The organism is Candidatus Curtissbacteria bacterium, from assembly GCA_024654445.1.
In the GTDB taxonomy this organism is placed as follows: domain Bacteria; phylum Patescibacteriota; class Microgenomatia; order Curtissbacterales; family GWA2-41-24; genus JANLHP01.
The window spans coordinates 1-15167 of the sequence record JANLHP010000029.1; the positions used below are offsets into that span (position 1 = coordinate 1).

A 15167-nucleotide genomic window follows, 5' to 3' on the forward strand; every position below is an offset into this window, starting at 1 on the left:
GAATTTTATTTAATCGAAATGGCTTCTTAACCAATTTAAAGTTAACTTCCCTCGGTATTGTCCTCATATCTTAAGGTTATACGAATATAACCCAAAACACAAGGATGTTCACCGATATAGTTGGTTAAACTTCCGACATTGCTGTCGGAGGGGACCATTACAATCCCTTTTGCTACCCAAGCTTTCGTTCATCAGCGTCAGTAAACTCCTAAAGATCTGCCTTCGCCCTTGGTGTTCTTCTCGATATCAACGGATTTCACCCCTACACCGAGAATTCCAGTCTTCCCGAAATCACTCTAGCCAAATAGTATGACCCGCAGTTTCCCGATTGAGTCGGAAGATTTCACGAATCACTTATCTGGCCGCCTACGACACTCTTTACGCCCAGTAAATCCGGATAACGCTTGCACCCTACGTATCACCGCGGCTGCTGGCACGTAGTTGGCAGGTGCTTATTCTCAGTCCATTATGAACTGCAAAAGGAGTTTACAACCCGAAGGCCTTCTTCCCCCACGCGGCGTCGCTGGATCAGACTTTCGTCCATTGTCCAAGATTCCCGGTTGCTGCCACCCGTAGGTGTAGGGACCGTGTCTCAGTTCCCTTGTGTCTGGCCGACCTCTCAGTCCAGATACCCGTCATAGCCTTGGTAAGCAGTTACCTCACCAACAAGCTGATAGGACGTAGGCCGCTCACTCGGCGGGCGGTTAAGCCCTTTACTCTTACGAGGTTATGCAGTATTACCCCTCCTTTCGGAAGGCTATACTCCACCAAATGGTACGTTCCCACGCGTTACTCACCCTTCCGCCACTACCTTGCCCGCAGGGCAAGGTTACAAATTTGAACTAATCGAACAACTAATTCGTACAAATTAGAAGTCATTCGTTATCATTTGTAATCTTGTCCTTTGGACAAGATCGTTCGACTTGCATGCCTAAGGCACGCCGCCAGCGTTCATCCTGAGCCAGGATCAAACTCTCAAAAAAAATTCAAAATTACTTTTGAAAATCAAAGTTATGATCTTACTCGATTTACTCTTTTTAGAATTGTACGAAGATCATGGTTTTTAACCATACTCTTCAAACTTTGCAAAACTTACGTCTTGCATATTTTGGGTACCACTTTTCAGAATTCAAAGTTTTGCAAAAGAAAACTGCAGTCCGCCAAAATTCGCTCTTTGTGTCGCGTACGAATAGTACAAAAAGACACAAAGTAAGAATAGGTGGGCAATTTTCCCTTTGCATTAGACAAAGAAAAACTGAAGAGTGGATTTATTTTCTCTTCAGTTGTTAATGTGCAAAAACAAGTTGTAAACAAGGCTTTCCAGGCCTTGGCCACCCGTTATGGTAGCGAAAGCCATTCTACCTTCCCCGGGCACAAGTTGTCAATGTGTAGCTTTCGAGTCAAACTTTTATAGATTTGAACCTAAATTGCTCACTTGACAACGATAGTAGCAACAACTTATCGTTAAGTTAATGCCCAATATAAAAGTCAAGCGCGGATTTACCCTCATCGAACTGCTCATCGTCATCACAATTATCGGAATACTTGCAACAATAGCAATCGCCTCTTTCAGTAGCGCTCAAGGAAAAGCAAGAGATGGTCGCAGAAAAGGTGATCTTGACGCTCTTAAAAAAGCGTTTGAACTCGCCAAAAGCGATAGCACCGGCGGATTCTACCCGCAACAAATGAACACAGCGTCACTTGAAACTCCAGGTTACATTAAAAAGATTCCCACAGATCCGCAAGCACCGTCCGCAACATATGTCTACACACCAGCACCAGCAGCTTGTACTACTGCTTGCACGAGCTATACACTTACCGCCTGTCTTGAAAACGGTAACGACAACTCCAAAGATGCCGTCAAAGCCGGTTGCGCAAGCTACGCTGCTAGCTACACAATAAGCAATCCTTAATTCTACAAACGCTTCTCTAAAAATTGTATAGTATAGTTAATGCCCAACATTAAGCGCGGATTTACCCTCGTCGAACTTCTTGTAGTTATTACCATTATCGGTATTTTAGCCACCATTGGTACGGTTTCTTTCACAAAAGCTCAGCAAAAAGGAAGAGATTCAAGAAGAAAAACAGATCTCGATAGCATTCGGAAGGCTCTGGAGTTGAAAAAACTTGATTCCGCGGGGGCATTCTATTATGCGCAAGACCTCAATTCTCTCGACCCTCCGGAAGGAAATTACATAAAGCAAGTTCCCGGAGACCCCAGAAACAGCAATTATATATACGCACCAACGTCATCATCTGGCGGAAGTTGCTCAACAGACTGCGTAACCTACACACTCACAGCCTGTTTGGAAAATGGAACTGACACCCAAAAAGATCCGGATAAGGTAGAAGCTTGTACAACAGATGCCAGCTACACAATAAGTCCCCAATAACTACTTTTCGATCGCCCGATAAAGCACAATCGCGAGTGAAACCATTACATTTAAAGAAACATTCACTCCGTATATAGGCAACTCAACAATCACATCAGCAAGATCAAGTACTCCGCGACTCACCCCTGTTGTTTCGTGACCCACAATAAAGGCAATCGGCTCACCATAGTCAAAAGTGCGGTAGTCAACGCTCTTCTTGTCCTGTTCGATCGCGACAATTTTTATCCCCGGAACTTGCTTCCTTAGCTTTAAAATGGCAACCTTGGTAGTTCTTACATGCTCCCAAGGAACCCACTTATCTGTTCCGACTGCGGCCTTAGTAATTCTGTGATAAGGAGGCAGAGCAATGTTGTTGCCGCAAAGATACACCTTTGAGGCCGCTACAGCGTCTGCAAGCCGGAAAATTGACCCGATGTTGTAAGTATCAAGTATGTTGTCGCAAATAATATAAATCTGCCTGCGTTTTACCTTGGCAAGTTGCGACTCAGTAGGATCACTTGATCTTAATTGTGCAGCTTTCAGTTTCACGCACCAATTTTACCAACAATTTGCGCTAGATACTAAATTTCCTATACAATCCGCGCACCTCTGACTCTCGGATCTTTAAAACACCTTCTGCTCATATTTATTAGTTCGATAGTTCGAACTATCGAACCGTACTTCCCCACACAAATACAACTTATAGAAATCAGCAGCAAAAAAACCTTTACCTATTTAAATCGGCCGCGCCAGAAACTATAATTCAAGCATGTCTCCCGATCGAAATCGAAATCATAATGTAGTGGAAACAGAAGGAATGAGAGATACAAAAATCGTTTCCTTTCCAGCTAAAAAACCTCGAGTAATAAATAAAGAGTTAGGACTCGTAGGATGGTGGGGGCCGGAAGGGTTCATTCTGGATGTGTATTGCGACAGCAACGTGGAAATTACTCGCAGTAAAAAACTCCCATTCGTCCCATTTCAGAAAAAGGACAGGCCTGATGGAATTCGCAGATTCAGTTTTTGGCCAAAAGAGGGCGAAACATTGTTTATCGGAGACAGATATGTCATTTCAGAGATAACTTATCACGAAAATATGCCCCCTAGCGCATATGTGTCTTCTACTCAAGATATTCACGTTAAAAAGTACGAAGAGCCACTAGAAGTAAGAAATGTGCTGCGGTCTATGAACTAAGACTTTTTGAGTGGGTACTCGGATGCTTCTGTTATTTCAAGTTCAGGCACCTTTTTGTATTTGTCATTCTTAACCAAAGCCGGTTTTCCGTCTTTTTCAACAACATAATACGCGAATCCTTGCATTTTTTTAACCGCTTCGTAATCCGCATGCCCAGGCAAAGAAACCGGATCTACCTCTTCAAAATTTACAGGTGAATCGTCTGCCGTTACAAAATAAGTTTCGGAAATATTGGCAACCAAATGTCCCCAGCCGCTTGGGATAAACAACGCATCCCCTGGTTTTACGTGTACCGCATACATCGCTTCGATTTCATCGTCAACAGGGTCCCCTTGATCCTCTGCCCTCTTCTGCAATACCACTATCCCTTCTCCAAACAAAACCCAGTACGTTTCGTCTAGGTCTCCAACGTGATAATGCCCATAAGTCTTGATATATTCGTCTCCAATTTTCCCAGGCTCCCAAATTGTAATGTTCCTCTGATCGCTTCCCCCACGAACCATGTGGTAATGAACCTCAGGACCTTCAGCGTCCTGATTTTTTAGAACGTCCATCATCTTTTCGTGAGTTCTCGATGCGTAATGTTTGCCCGTGTAGTCTGTCATTTGTCTGGATTCCATCCTCTGTTGGGATCAGCTCTCATTTCTGCGGTTTCATCGGGCCTATTATAATCGTCTTCCAACCTCTCCGTCGTTCCATCGCCTTCGGGAGACGATGCTTCATGGATATCGCAGTCAGTTATCCCAACTAGTCTATGTTTTTGGCCAATGACAGAGGTAAACCCTTCCCCCAGATTAAGTTCAGTTTCGATCATTTCTCCAGTTGCGTCTTCCCAAATAACTTTTGCTTTACCGCTTACAACCACCCATGATTCAACTTTCCCTGGAGATGTCTCCCCAGGCAGATGCCTCTGTAACGAAAGTCTTTTGCCGGCGTCAATATGCAAGTTCTTGAACATGTAAGGCAAATCTTCAGTCACATAGTGGTCCTCATAACCCCAAGGCTTCAGCACCCTTTTTACAAAACCTTCTGTATTGATTTTCAACATTTCCGCAGTCACTTCCACAGGATTTATATTTTAGCAAAAAGAGGTACAAAAGTCAGATAAGAAATTTATTCAAATCCTTTTCTTTCTAAGTAATTAAATAATTTGGTTACGACTTTCTTAGGATCACTAGAAAGAACCACCGCTCCTTGCATTTCCATGAAACCCATATCCGCTGTTGGGGAGGCAGAGCTTCCCCGGTCTACGAAATAAAACATAGGCTTAAAATCTGACCAATAACCACCCTCACGTGCCCTTCCGTAAGGAGGCATGTAGAAATAAGTATTGAATTCCCTAACACCTTCCTCTTCACGGTCCATCATAAATTCAACCACACCCCAAGATACCTGCATCATCCTGAGGCTTACAAAGTGATCAGTAGTATTGTTCCCGATCACTAGAACAGATCTTTCTTTCGCAGGCGTGAGAGGCATAACAACCCACAAACCATTTCCAGCCATTTCATCCTTAAAATGTCTTGCCAGCCCTAATTCTTCGTGAACCTTCAAAACATCTCTCAAGTACTCTCTGCCTTCGAATTCTCGAGCGTAAGTCTTCGCAGTTTCATGAAACCTTTCATACTCACCTTGCTGCAAGCTCCCTCTATCTAAAAGTGCCTGAGAATGTTGATGCACCTGAGACGCGCCAGCCTTATATCCAAAATTCATTCCCCAAAGTAAATTAACTGCTTCGGAATCACTCTCGTTAACAGCGCGTCCAAAAGCCATCGCCTTATAAAATTGATTCGCAAATTGCCTGCCATCAAGATCGTAAGGGTTATGAGGACCAGCCATCATCATATTGTATTCACCCATTTTTGATACATTTGGAAACGCCGTCAGACCTTCCAAGTTCATACCCGGACTGAACTGGTCATACGGAGTATTGCCCTCGCTGGCACAAAGATCACAGTTATCCCTCCTGGCTTCGATATCATCTTCAAATCGGCTTGTTCCTGCTCTAACCATGGGCCTGTTTGCTCTCAGAGGATTATAAACAGCTGCCTTTTTGGAGTATCTATCGATAATCCTCACGGTCCATTGACCCTCCACAGCATCCACAACATCTCTAAGATCATCACTTTCTACTGCCCCACGAAAAAGATTGGCCACTCTTTCTTGCATCGGTGCGGGAATCGTCATACGTCCTTTATTGCGCGGGTTTCCCTCGTTATCAAACCTACCATCGACCAATTCGTACAAATTATGGAAAATTTCTTGTGATTCAGAGGATAGCAGAGCAATGGCCTCTCTTAAATTAGTAATAGGAATTTCTTGAATTCTTCTGCGGTTTTCGACCTCGGAAACTACACCAGTATAAGAAGGGGACGTTTCTGTTGTCATATAGGAGTCCTATTAATTTTAGGTCTCCGTGAAAAATTTAGGCTTGACAAAATTCGGACAGAAGTTAGTGACCGTATCTGCGCTGTCGTCTGGAGTAATCAGCCATCGCGCGCTTAAGTTCCGCTAAAGAAAAGTCTGGGAAATATTGCTTGGAAAAATAAAGTTCCGTATAGACAGTCTGCCAGGGCATAATTCCGGAAGTTCGCTGTTCGCCGGAAGTTCTAATCAAAAGATCAGGATCATCGAGCCCTGCTGTTTCCAGATTCGCGGTAATAAGTTGTTCATCAACTTTTGAAGATTTTACACCTTTTTTAAGAATTTTCCGGAAAGCTCTGATTATTTCGTCGCGTCCGCCGTAATCGATACATATGTTAAGAACATAATTCGAGTTCTTTGCTGTCGCATTTTCCATATTTTCCAGAATCCCCCTTAGCCTTGCAGGTACCCTATCGCGCCTACCGAGCCAATGAAACCTTACGCCTTCTTTTACCAACTCCTTCAAGTGTTTTTTGAAAAATACTGAATACAGCCTCATTAAATACTTGACCTCTTTGTCTCCTCGACCCCAATTTTCCGTAGAAAAACCCCACAGAGTAAGCGTTTTTACACCCAAACCACGAGATCCACGGACTACATCCATAGCCGTTTCTATGCCTTTCTTGTGGCCTTCGATCGGCTCCAGACCATGAAGTTTTGCCCACCTGCGATTTCCGTCGGGGATTATCACCACGTGCCGAGGTAAAACTTTTTGTGTTGTTGGCTTAGACATTAAATTTGAGCCTGCACCAGCAGGCCCTTTAGCAACTCAAAGGATATCAGATAGTAAGGCATCTTTTCAACTTGCATTCTTCCCGTCACTTGGTCCTGTTTATGACAAAGTCCGCAATTTGGCCAAAAAGTGCCCTTTTAGCTTGATCGTTTGTAATTTTTCCTATTTCCTTCTTCGCAAGAGAAATTAGCCTCCTATTCTCTCGTTTACACCAGTCAAGTGCTCCACTTTTTGTAATTATCGCGCCAACTCTTTCAAGATCTTTATTTTTTGCGGCTTCATTGCCCCAAATTTTATCAAGGTCATCGCGATCTCTACCTTTTGCAAGTTCTTTTGTCTTATGAATCAAAATCGTATTTTTCCCCTCCCAAAGGTCCGACATCGTAGATTTACCAAGAACAGCCTCGTCACCGAAAACCCCTAAAATATCATCTTGCATCTGAAACGCAAGACCAGCCGTTAACCCAAAAGCTTCGATCGCTTTCAGTTGTTTTTCCGCCGCTCCCGAAAGAATTGCGCCTAGCGTCAGAGGGCCTACAAAACTATACCTTGCAGCCTTCAAATCCGCCACTTTTGTTACATCCGACAAGCTTGCATCAACATAGCCGTATTCCACGTCTAAAATTTGACCATACGCAGTTTCCAGAATAACTTTGGCAAGCTCCTTTTGACACAAAATCTTTAAATCTGAAGTAAAGTCGGAATTACTTACAAGATCGAATAATTCAATGGCAGCTATGTCTCCTGCAATTATCGCCATACTTTCACCGTAGTGTTCATTTACCCCTTGAAGCCCCGTTTGCCTATCGAAACTCGTACGAAATTGGGGCGAAGTGGGGCCAAACTTTTTGCCAAAGATTTTATGCACGGTCGGTTTTCCTCTTCTTAAAGTTGCCCTGTCAATAATATCGTCATGAATTAAAAAGAAACTCTGAGTCAACTCAAACGCCAAAGAAATCGGCAAAATCTTGTTTAAGTCTTTTCCCCCGCCTATTTGATAACCAAGCCATACCAAAAACGCTCGCATTTTTTTCCCTCTGCCGGAAAAATCTTGAAGTTTTTTATAAAAATCAGAAACAATCGGTGAATATTTCTTTGTAGATCGAATTTTAGCCTCGAAGTATTTTTTTGCGTAAATATCGTAGTGAGTTAAAAATTTATCAAGCTCTACTTTTAACAAATTGGGGCTATAACCTTCCAGTTCTTGAGCTGCAAGTCTTGTCCAAGGAGCATAACTTTTATGGTTCTTCTTCACATCCGAGAGGAATTCATCAAAAGAAACTTTCTTTACATCGTAGACCTCTTTATTATTAGGTTTGAAGTCACCATCATATTTGCCGACTAGAACAGCACAATGTTCGTTCTCACAATTTCCCCCATCCTTCGCAAAATAATTAAATGCTCCCACGTTTTCGATACGTACATGATCTATACCCATTTCCTTTTTTAAGGCGCGATCAGAAGCCTCCTGAAAGCTCTCATCATGCCCATCTACGTGAAGCGGGTGAGAAATAGCCGTTAAATCCCAATAGCCATCAAAAAGCCTATGTTTACGCTTCTGGAGGAGAACTTTATTACCCTGATCAAAAAGCAACGTTACAAACGCTCTGTGCCTTTTGCCTTTGCCAGTATGACAATGGTCATATGTGTCATAGCCTTTAAATTTGTCGTGATCGTCTACTAGAAGAAGTGTTTGTGCCCTCATTCAAATTATTTAGAAAAGCGCTGTCGCAAACTCTCTAAACTTTCTTCAGGAAGTGGGTATCTTGCATCCATTGGTTCACGTTTAACTTGCTCCTGATAAGATCTTGAAGCACTTGGACTCCTCGCTTCGATCCATACAGCTACTTCATCCATAAAACGATCCAAGACAGAAGCACCGGATGTTACCCCAACCTTACGAACACCTGTAAACCATTCGGGCATCAACTCATGTGGGTAATCAATAGAATATGAAGGAATTTTTAACCTTTCGCCTTTGCGTCTTAGCATCTGAGAATTATGACTTTCGGGAGACCCTACAACCAGTAAAAGCCCAATTCCAGATTCAACTAACTTCTCAACAGCTTTTTGTCTACTAAAAGTCGCGTAACATATACCGTTTCTGTCCGGTATTTCGATATCGGTAAACCTTCTGGCCAAGGTTTTTTCTATATCCACAACTTCGTCTGGCATCAAAGTTGTTTGGGAATACACAATACAGTCTTCTCCGGTTCCTATGTTCAATTTATTGATATCTCTGGCAGCATATTCCGCATCTATAAGGTCAACATTCGCCTCATCAACCTCGGACATTACTCCCACGGTTTCAGGATGACCCTCCTTACCAATATAAACGACATGTAAGCCTTGTGCTTCTGCCTCGTGGGCCATACTATGAACCTTAGTCACAAGTTGGCAAGTTGTATCGACAGTCAGAGATCCTTTTTCGCCTGCAATCCTGTGATGTTCTGGGGTTACTCCATGCGCTGAAAACATTACGATTGAGCCGTCAGGAACCTTCGACCAATCGTTGTTAAAAACGTTAAGTCCGCGACCGGAAAGTTCTGAAGCAATTCGTCTATTGTTAACCACAGGCCAGTTTGTATATACAGGCTCTCTTCCATCCACAATGCTTAATACTTGATCAGTAGCGTCAAGAGCCATGTTTACACCAGCGCATGGTCCACGATTACCAGCAATAAGTACCTCTTCGACACCAAAGCTTGGCATTTCTTGTGATTGGGTTGAAAGTTCAGGACTCATTTTTCGAATTTGAAGCCTAATTATACACCAAAAGCACTAAAAAAAGAGAAATTTGCAAAAAAACCTTATAATTCCTGGCATGCAGACAGAAAATTACAGAAGTTGGCTTGATTACTATAGACAAAAAGGCGAACAGCCAGAGGATTTAAGAACAATTAGCGGCTATGACCACCCTTTGGCTCAACTCACAGAAGATGGGCTCGCAGATCTTAAAGCACAAATTGTCACACTTCTTAGGATTCAGCCCGGAGATCGAGTGTTAGACCTAGGAAGCGGCGCCGGACTTATTACACGAGAACTTATTTCTGCAACAGAAAATATCACAGGTTTAGATGCAAACCACGAAATGATAAGACACTCACCCTATTACATAAGAAATGTCGTTGGGGCAGCAAACTCGTTACCCTTTCAAGATGAAAGCTTTGATAAGACACTCTGTCATTCTATCTTTCAATACTTTCCTGACCTTAATTACGCTCGAGATGCAATTAGTGAGGTTATGCGCACACTTTCGCCTGGTGGATCATTCTTAGTAATGGATCTCCCAGACCGAGCAAAACAGGATGAATATACACAATTAAAAGGGCCTGAAACACACAATTTAACACGTATTTTCTACGACAAATCTTGGTTTAGTGAACAATTTCCCGATGCACGAATTTTTGATCATTCGTTAAGGGATTATAAAAACGCCGATTACAGATTTAACGTTCTAATATTTAAATAAATCTGGGTTTTTAATAAGAAACCTTATCTCGTCTAGGCCCCAAGGAGTGAAATTATTTTTGCTAAACTTTCCAAGCTCTTTTATATCTACGAATTTCCCCTCTTTAACCTCTTCCTTGTTTAAATTAATTTCACCTTCGTAGTTGGCAAGATAAAGCTCAACAAGTTCGTATTCCTTAACTATCTCTTTACCCTTTTTGTACTCACTCTTTTGAATATGTTTCGGTCTAATTAATCTCACCCTAGCCTTCATTGAAAGCTCCTCAGATAATCCTCTTTCAGCTGCTTGCCTAAAAGTCTCGCCAGAAACTAAATGCTCCGATGCGCTAACATCCCAAAAAAGCGGAAATGCAGACTTTTTTGCACTTCTTTGTTGCAAAAATACCTGTCCCTTTGAATTAATTACGAATATATTAACAGCTGGATGAAGCAAACCAATTTTGCACGCTTCACTCCTACTGCTCTTACCCAACCTTCTACCCTTTTCATCTACTATATCAATGATTTCATCGGGCATTTGTTGTTATTTTAGGTGAATAATTTATAGTCATCAAACTTATGCGTAAAACCAATATCAACAGAAACATCCAACAACCCTTGTGGGGTATTAACCCTTACCCCAGGACTGTCGGTAACCACGCCAATAACTTGAAGAGACAACCTTCTTTCAGAAAAAGCCCTCTCTATCGCCTCAAGTGAAGATCTTTCAAAAGTAAATAGTAACTGAATATCCCCTGCTGGTCTTGAAGCTAACATGAAATTGGCTACTCCACTCCTCTTATTCTGTATCGGGATATCTTTATCATTTATCAAATAGCCCAAACCACTAGGACTATTGTCGTATAAAGTTTTTACAAGTCCATCAGGAAGATCTGTACAGCTGGTAACACCACCCACAGCAGCCAAAACCTTGCCAGCTTCAATTGGTGCTGGTTGTCTGAGCATATTTCTAAAACCCACGGATACATTATTCTCATACTGTCTATAGCCGTAATTAAATCGGTCTAAATAACCCGTGACAGCCACTACGTCGTCTACCCCAGCTCTTCTTCGCATCAAAACGTTTTCTTTCTTCACCTTACCAATACTCACAACCGAAAGACTAAATTCACCCGCAGAATTTGTGTCCCCACCTAGTATTACAGTTCCAGCGTCATTAACCGCTTTTTCAATACCTGTATAAATTTGTTGCATCTCTTCTATATACTCCCTTGAAACCGAACAGGAAACGAGAACACCTGTAGGATTCCCCCCACAGGCAGCAATATCACTTAAACTAAGTGCTGCACAAAAATAACCCACTTCAAACGGAGGCGCATTTTGGGGGAAATCAACCATTTCCGAAGAAGTATCTACAGTGAGTAGAAGATAATTTTCAGGATCTCCAATATCTATTACTTCACAATCATCGCCCATCCAGTCGCTCACCAATCCCGGGGGTTTTTCGAACCTTTTTCTTAGACTATCAACAAATTCTCGTTCGTTCACATCTTAACCCTTAGGCAGATACGATCTACACCACTGGTCTGAGGCACATTCATCTTCAATAATCGCCTGTTTGTTAGAACAGCCGCCTTCAACAAAAAAATTAAGCTTGGTTCCTCACAAACTATTCTCGACTTATAGTCCACATCGTAGTCAATAAGAGCCTTAGCTCTAAATTGTGAGAAGGAACCTTTTAGCTCAGCAAATTCAACCATGTGCAAATAATAATCTAAACCACTAAAAATTTACAAATAGATTATAATAGCAATCTTAATGGAGCTTCAACGAAATAAAGCTGAACAGGAACAGAAAGAAGGCGCTATCGTCATTTTTGACGTAGATAATACTCTTTATCAAGGATTTACTTTACTTGCATTTTCCAAATTCCTTAGAGATAAAACCCTAATTTTAGACCCCGCTCTCGATCAAATAACAGAGGACAAAAGACAATATGACGATGACGAAATTAATTATGATACTTTTGCCAAAAACGTTGTAAACCATTTCTATCAAGCATTAAAAGATAAGCCTCAATCTGCTGTCCTGGAAGCAGGCAAAGAATTCCTACCTGGATATTTAAACGACGTTATGCCATTCACGCAAGATTTGATTGAGATTATGAGATCTCAAGGAGAATTATATGCAGTCTCAGGTGCGCCCTACGAAGCATTTCTGCCTTTTGCAGAAAGATTCAATATGCCTTCGAATAATTTATTTCTCCTGCAAGGAGAAGTCGTAGACGATAAATATACTGGTAACGTAAGAGTCAACATGGCTTTAGAGGATGAAAAACGAAAAATTGTTACAAATATTATTGGTTCTGGGTTCAATTCTCTAACTTCTTTTGCATTTGGTGACAGCAAAGGAGATTTACCAGTCCTAGAAATCGTTGATAATAGATTTATCCTTGAACCAAAACCAGAAATGATGGAGGAAATCGAAAAACGAGGCTGGAACGATTCAGTCGTCAGAAGAGACAATATCATCTCCAGAGTCACTCAAAAAATAGCTGAAATCAGAAAGCTCGAGGCTTAAAATTCAAATTATAGAAAACCCCTCGAATTCATCACCCTCATTTAACCAATCTTCCTCTACTCTGTCCACATTTGCCATAGGCGGGCCTTTTTTGCACCAATCTACAAATTGTTTAAGCTTCCCCTCGTCTCCCTGAGCGACAATCTCAACCGATCCATCCTTGTTGTTTCTCACCCATCCAACCAAGCCTAATTCATCTGCCTCTGCTTTGGCATATCTACGAAATAAAACGCCATGAACTTTTCCGTAAATTTTAAGATTGACCATTTTTTGTACTATTCCTTGTTTTATAACCGATTCGGCCTACTGCTTCCTGTGCTGGGTCAAAACCTGCTTCTTGGACAACCTTTCTCCAACCTCCCGGATAATCTTGAATTCTTTCACATAAAACAGGGTGATGAACGTCTAAATATTTACGGTTAATAGGAAAACCCGCTTCTTTCATAGTGTATAAAGCCCCCGCCATTATCCCAATCGTCCATTTTCTTCCAGAATTACGCTCACCCGTTTGATGAGAATGACTTACTTGTTCAGCACCCACAAACTCGCCTCCAAATCTACATGTGTTTTGTTGACAAACTTTACGCCTTCGACCTCAAGCCTCTTCCTCTGTTCATCAGCTCCATCAAAAGCGAAATTCGGCGCGAGCCTTCCTTCGCGGTTAACTACTCTATGACAAGGAACATTTGACGAATCAGAATTTCGGCCGTTGGCATGTAGCGCCCACCCAACCTGCCTTGCAAGCCTTGGGTTACCTAATTTCGTGGCTATTTCGCCGTATGTGGAAACTTTACCTTTGGGAATTTTCTTCGTTATCTCCCAAACCTTCTGATTGAAGTTCATGGTTATTTTTGACTCTGTTTTTGATATTTGTGCCATATTTTTTACTTGTATAACCAATTAAATCGATTATTAATCTAATCCTTGTACGGAAGTAATAAACCAATATACCAGCAAATACAATCCATGCAACTATCGAAAATCTGTTTAACCATCTTTCAATAAATTCCCTGTCTCCCCCGACCACATAGCCACCAAATACCCATATCGATGTCCATATCAAAGCGGAAAAAGCTGAAACTATCAAAAATTTCCAATAAGGATATCTCGTTACGCCGCAAACAAGCGCGACCCAGGCTCGTGAAACGCCAGAAAATCTACCCGCAAAAATTGCCCAAATTCCGTGCTTTTTAAGAAGCGGCTCAACTGTCGCAACCGGCCTAGCAAATAAAGGTTTTTTATCCAAAAGCCTACCAGTGTGCTTGCCTATAAAGTAATCAAAATTGTCACCAATAAGTGCACCAAGAGTTGCAAGAGCAATAATCACACCTATATTGGCATCGGTTGACCTAGCTGCGAAACCCGAAAGAAAAATCAGCGTCACCCCTGGAAAAACGAACCCCAGAATAACAGAATTTTCCAAAAATGCACCGATTGGAATAATTAGAAGTCCCCACCTGATAATGCTGTACTCAACTAAAGCTATAAGATCACTAAACGATGGCATGTTAGTTAAACTGATTCATTGTTGCATTAACTCCCTCACTTATAAAAGATTGTACGGCACCATCCGCACGCGTAATAACTTCAGACAGCTTCTTCTTTTCATCCGTAGTAAAATCAGAAAGCACATAATCGCTAGGCTCCCTTGGACCACCTTCAATATCTCTAGGATGACCTATTCCTATTCGTAGCCTAGAAAAATCGAGCGTTCCCAGCGATTCAACAACAGATTCAACTCCGTTATGTCCGGCGCTAGATCCATTGAATGTGATCCTAATTTTGCCAAAATCCAGATCCAATTCATCGTGAACAACCAAAACGTCTTTAGCCTCGATCTTAAAATAATCAGCAGCTGCCTTTACGGCTTCACCCGATTTATTCATAAATGTTGATGGTTTGATAATTACAAAATCAGAAGATTTGGCATAGTAGCAAATAAAATCGCGGCTGTAGCGCCACGAAAGAGCGTTTATGATCGCAAACATGTCGACAACTATAAAACCCAAACTATGTCGATTGTTTTTGAATTTTTCGCCCGGATTACCCAGACCCACGATTAATTTCATGTTGAAAGTTATTGAAACTACAGAAGTATCACTTTACCTGTCTTTCGGCAAAATCTCCTGCCCAAGGCCACTTGTAGATTTGACCTTGATAAGCTTTGATCATCGAAACTATCCAGACAATTATAACCGCAATCGAAATAAGCGTGTTGATAACGGTTGCCAAGAAGCCCAAAAAGCTTAAATTGCCAAAGATAATTCCAATTAAAATATTAAGGATAAAGAAAAAACCAAACACTACTGTCGATTGCATCGCGTGAAATCTTATAAACTTGTCATCTTTTTCTACGAGTAGAATGACAACTCCAGTTATAAAACCCAAGAAATAAGAAAGTGCCGCGACAAAATTTCTACTTTTATCACTTTGCGCCAATTAAATCACCTCC

The 15167-nt window shown here is 41.6% G+C and carries 19 protein-coding genes, 1 pseudogene and 1 other annotated feature; of the genes and pseudogenes, 5 read left to right on the forward strand and 15 right to left on the reverse strand.

Annotation, left to right across the window (positions count from 1 at the left end; all coding sequences use genetic code 11):
* Positions 1–99: 99 nt before the first annotated feature.
* Positions 100–983: a sequence feature (16S ribosomal RNA rRNA prediction is too short), on the reverse strand.
* Between the two features lie 498 nt (positions 984–1481).
* Together NUV69_05320 and NUV69_05325 are read left to right on the forward strand one after the other, a co-directional pair.
* Positions 1482–1562: pseudogene (locus NUV69_05320) on the forward strand (prepilin-type N-terminal cleavage/methylation domain-containing protein).
* A 390-nt stretch (positions 1563–1952) separates the two neighbouring features.
* Positions 1953–2393, forward strand: coding sequence for a prepilin-type N-terminal cleavage/methylation domain-containing protein (locus tag NUV69_05325; protein MCR4325075.1), 441 nt, complete (start codon positions 1953–1955; stop codon positions 2391–2393).
* Here the strand turns inward: NUV69_05325 and NUV69_05330 are convergent, their stop codons facing one another.
* The gene (locus NUV69_05330; GenBank protein MCR4325076.1) at positions 2394–2921 is read right to left on the reverse strand and encodes a TrmH family RNA methyltransferase; all 528 of its coding nucleotides are present in this window, start codon (positions 2919–2921) and stop codon (positions 2394–2396) included.
* Positions 2922–3141: 220 nt separating this feature from the next.
* Here NUV69_05330 and NUV69_05335 point away from each other — a divergent pair, with 220 nt between their 5' ends.
* Entirely contained in the window at positions 3142–3567 is a 426-nt protein-coding gene (locus NUV69_05335; GenBank protein MCR4325077.1) for a hypothetical protein, read from the forward strand.
* Here the strand turns inward: NUV69_05335 and NUV69_05340 are convergent.
* The 6 genes from NUV69_05340 to ispH all read right to left on the reverse strand — a co-directional run bounded on the left by NUV69_05340 (position 3564) and on the right by ispH (position 9469).
* Complete coding sequence (locus tag NUV69_05340; GenBank protein ID MCR4325078.1) at positions 3564–4172, reverse strand: hypothetical protein; 609 nt, start codon at positions 4170–4172, stop codon at positions 3564–3566. The two genes, NUV69_05335 and NUV69_05340, sit on opposite strands and share 4 nt — an antisense overlap.
* Positions 4169–4633: a cupin gene (locus tag NUV69_05345; GenBank protein MCR4325079.1), complete on the reverse strand. Its 465-nt coding sequence runs from the start codon at positions 4631–4633 to the stop codon at positions 4169–4171. Before NUV69_05345 ends, NUV69_05340 begins: the two co-directional genes overlap by 4 nt.
* Before the next feature lie 47 nt (positions 4634–4680).
* Entirely contained in the window at positions 4681–5955 is a 1275-nt protein-coding gene (locus tag NUV69_05350; protein MCR4325080.1) for a hypothetical protein, read from the reverse strand.
* 64 nt (positions 5956–6019) lie between these two features.
* Complete coding sequence (gene uppS / locus NUV69_05355) at positions 6020–6724, reverse strand: polyprenyl diphosphate synthase (protein MCR4325081.1); 705 nt, start codon at positions 6722–6724, stop codon at positions 6020–6022.
* Between the two features lie 85 nt (positions 6725–6809).
* The gene (locus NUV69_05360) at positions 6810–8429 is read right to left on the reverse strand and encodes a polyprenyl synthetase family protein (GenBank protein ID MCR4325082.1); all 1620 of its coding nucleotides are present in this window, start codon (positions 8427–8429) and stop codon (positions 6810–6812) included.
* A gap of 5 nt (positions 8430–8434) precedes the next feature.
* Positions 8435–9469, reverse strand: coding sequence for a 4-hydroxy-3-methylbut-2-enyl diphosphate reductase (gene ispH / locus NUV69_05365; GenBank protein ID MCR4325083.1), 1035 nt, complete (start codon positions 9467–9469; stop codon positions 8435–8437).
* Between the two features lie 79 nt (positions 9470–9548).
* Between ispH and NUV69_05370 the strand changes: the two genes are divergently transcribed.
* The gene (locus tag NUV69_05370; GenBank protein ID MCR4325084.1) at positions 9549–10196 is read left to right on the forward strand and encodes a methyltransferase domain-containing protein; all 648 of its coding nucleotides are present in this window, start codon (positions 9549–9551) and stop codon (positions 10194–10196) included.
* Here the strand turns inward: NUV69_05370 and NUV69_05375 are convergent.
* Together NUV69_05375 and NUV69_05380 are read right to left on the reverse strand one after the other, a co-directional pair.
* On the reverse strand, positions 10182–10712 hold the full coding sequence (locus NUV69_05375; GenBank protein MCR4325085.1) for an NUDIX domain-containing protein: 531 nt from the start codon (positions 10710–10712) through the stop codon (positions 10182–10184). The genes NUV69_05370 and NUV69_05375 overlap by 15 nt on opposite strands.
* A gap of 11 nt (positions 10713–10723) precedes the next feature.
* Positions 10724–11683 carry a thiamine-phosphate kinase gene (locus tag NUV69_05380; GenBank protein ID MCR4325086.1) on the reverse strand — a complete coding sequence of 320 codons (960 nt, stop codon included), beginning with the start codon at positions 11681–11683 and terminating at the stop codon, positions 10724–10726.
* A 270-nt stretch (positions 11684–11953) separates the two neighbouring features.
* On the opposite strand from NUV69_05380, the gene NUV69_05385 reads away from it, so the two are divergent.
* Entirely contained in the window at positions 11954–12715 is a 762-nt protein-coding gene (locus NUV69_05385; protein ID MCR4325087.1) for a haloacid dehalogenase-like hydrolase, read from the forward strand.
* A 3-nt stretch (positions 12716–12718) separates the two neighbouring features.
* Here the strand turns inward: NUV69_05385 and NUV69_05390 are convergent, their stop codons facing one another.
* The 6 genes from NUV69_05390 to NUV69_05415 are packed head-to-tail and all read right to left on the reverse strand — an operon-like array spanning position 12719 to position 15154.
* Positions 12719–12982 carry an acylphosphatase gene (locus NUV69_05390; protein ID MCR4325088.1) on the reverse strand — a complete coding sequence of 88 codons (264 nt, stop codon included), beginning with the start codon at positions 12980–12982 and terminating at the stop codon, positions 12719–12721.
* On the reverse strand, positions 12969–13181 hold the full coding sequence (locus NUV69_05395; GenBank protein MCR4325089.1) for a hypothetical protein: 213 nt from the start codon (positions 13179–13181) through the stop codon (positions 12969–12971). The genes NUV69_05390 and NUV69_05395 overlap by 14 nt, the downstream gene beginning before the upstream one ends.
* A gap of 56 nt (positions 13182–13237) precedes the next feature.
* Complete coding sequence (locus NUV69_05400) at positions 13238–13558, reverse strand: MGMT family protein (GenBank protein MCR4325090.1); 321 nt, start codon at positions 13556–13558, stop codon at positions 13238–13240.
* Entirely contained in the window at positions 13506–14222 is a 717-nt protein-coding gene (locus tag NUV69_05405; protein MCR4325091.1) for a DedA family protein, read from the reverse strand. Before NUV69_05405 ends, NUV69_05400 begins: the two co-directional genes overlap by 53 nt.
* A 1-nt stretch (position 14223) precedes the next feature.
* Positions 14224–14784, reverse strand: a complete 561-nt coding sequence (pth, locus tag NUV69_05410) for an aminoacyl-tRNA hydrolase (GenBank protein MCR4325092.1) — start codon at positions 14782–14784, stop codon at positions 14224–14226.
* A gap of 28 nt (positions 14785–14812) precedes the next feature.
* Positions 14813–15154, reverse strand: coding sequence for a DUF4870 domain-containing protein (locus NUV69_05415; GenBank protein ID MCR4325093.1), 342 nt, complete (start codon positions 15152–15154; stop codon positions 14813–14815).
* Positions 15155–15167 lie beyond the last annotated feature (13 nt).

What these genes read in the sequence shown, in the direction of transcription:
- NUV69_05325 (MCR4325075.1), top strand. Translation starts at nt 1,953, where the DNA reads ATGCCCAACATTAAGCGCGGATTTACCCTCGTCGAACTTCTTGTAGTT.
- NUV69_05335 (MCR4325077.1), top strand. Translation starts at nt 3,142, where the DNA reads ATGTCTCCCGATCGAAATCGAAATCATAATGTAGTGGAAACAGAAGGA.
- NUV69_05340 (MCR4325078.1), bottom strand. Translation starts at nt 4,172, where the DNA reads ATGACAGACTACACGGGCAAACATTACGCATCGAGAACTCACGAAAAG.
- NUV69_05350 (MCR4325080.1), bottom strand. Translation starts at nt 5,955, where the DNA reads ATGACAACAGAAACGTCCCCTTCTTATACTGGTGTAGTTTCCGAGGTC.
- uppS (MCR4325081.1), bottom strand. Translation starts at nt 6,724, where the DNA reads ATGTCTAAGCCAACAACACAAAAAGTTTTACCTCGGCACGTGGTGATA.
- NUV69_05360 (MCR4325082.1), bottom strand. Translation starts at nt 8,429, where the DNA reads ATGAGGGCACAAACACTTCTTCTAGTAGACGATCACGACAAATTTAAA.
- ispH (MCR4325083.1), bottom strand. Translation starts at nt 9,469, where the DNA reads ATGAGTCCTGAACTTTCAACCCAATCACAAGAAATGCCAAGCTTTGGT.
- NUV69_05370 (MCR4325084.1), top strand. Translation starts at nt 9,549, where the DNA reads ATGCAGACAGAAAATTACAGAAGTTGGCTTGATTACTATAGACAAAAA.
- NUV69_05375 (MCR4325085.1), bottom strand. Translation starts at nt 10,712, where the DNA reads ATGCCCGATGAAATCATTGATATAGTAGATGAAAAGGGTAGAAGGTTG.
- NUV69_05385 (MCR4325087.1), top strand. Translation starts at nt 11,954, where the DNA reads ATGGAGCTTCAACGAAATAAAGCTGAACAGGAACAGAAAGAAGGCGCT.
- NUV69_05390 (MCR4325088.1), bottom strand. Translation starts at nt 12,982, where the DNA reads ATGGTCAATCTTAAAATTTACGGAAAAGTTCATGGCGTTTTATTTCGT.
- NUV69_05395 (MCR4325089.1), bottom strand. Translation starts at nt 13,181, where the DNA reads ATGGCGGGGGCTTTATACACTATGAAAGAAGCGGGTTTTCCTATTAAC.
- NUV69_05400 (MCR4325090.1), bottom strand. Translation starts at nt 13,558, where the DNA reads ATGAACTTCAATCAGAAGGTTTGGGAGATAACGAAGAAAATTCCCAAA.
- NUV69_05405 (MCR4325091.1), bottom strand. Translation starts at nt 14,222, where the DNA reads ATGCCATCGTTTAGTGATCTTATAGCTTTAGTTGAGTACAGCATTATC.
- pth (MCR4325092.1), bottom strand. Translation starts at nt 14,784, where the DNA reads ATGAAATTAATCGTGGGTCTGGGTAATCCGGGCGAAAAATTCAAAAAC.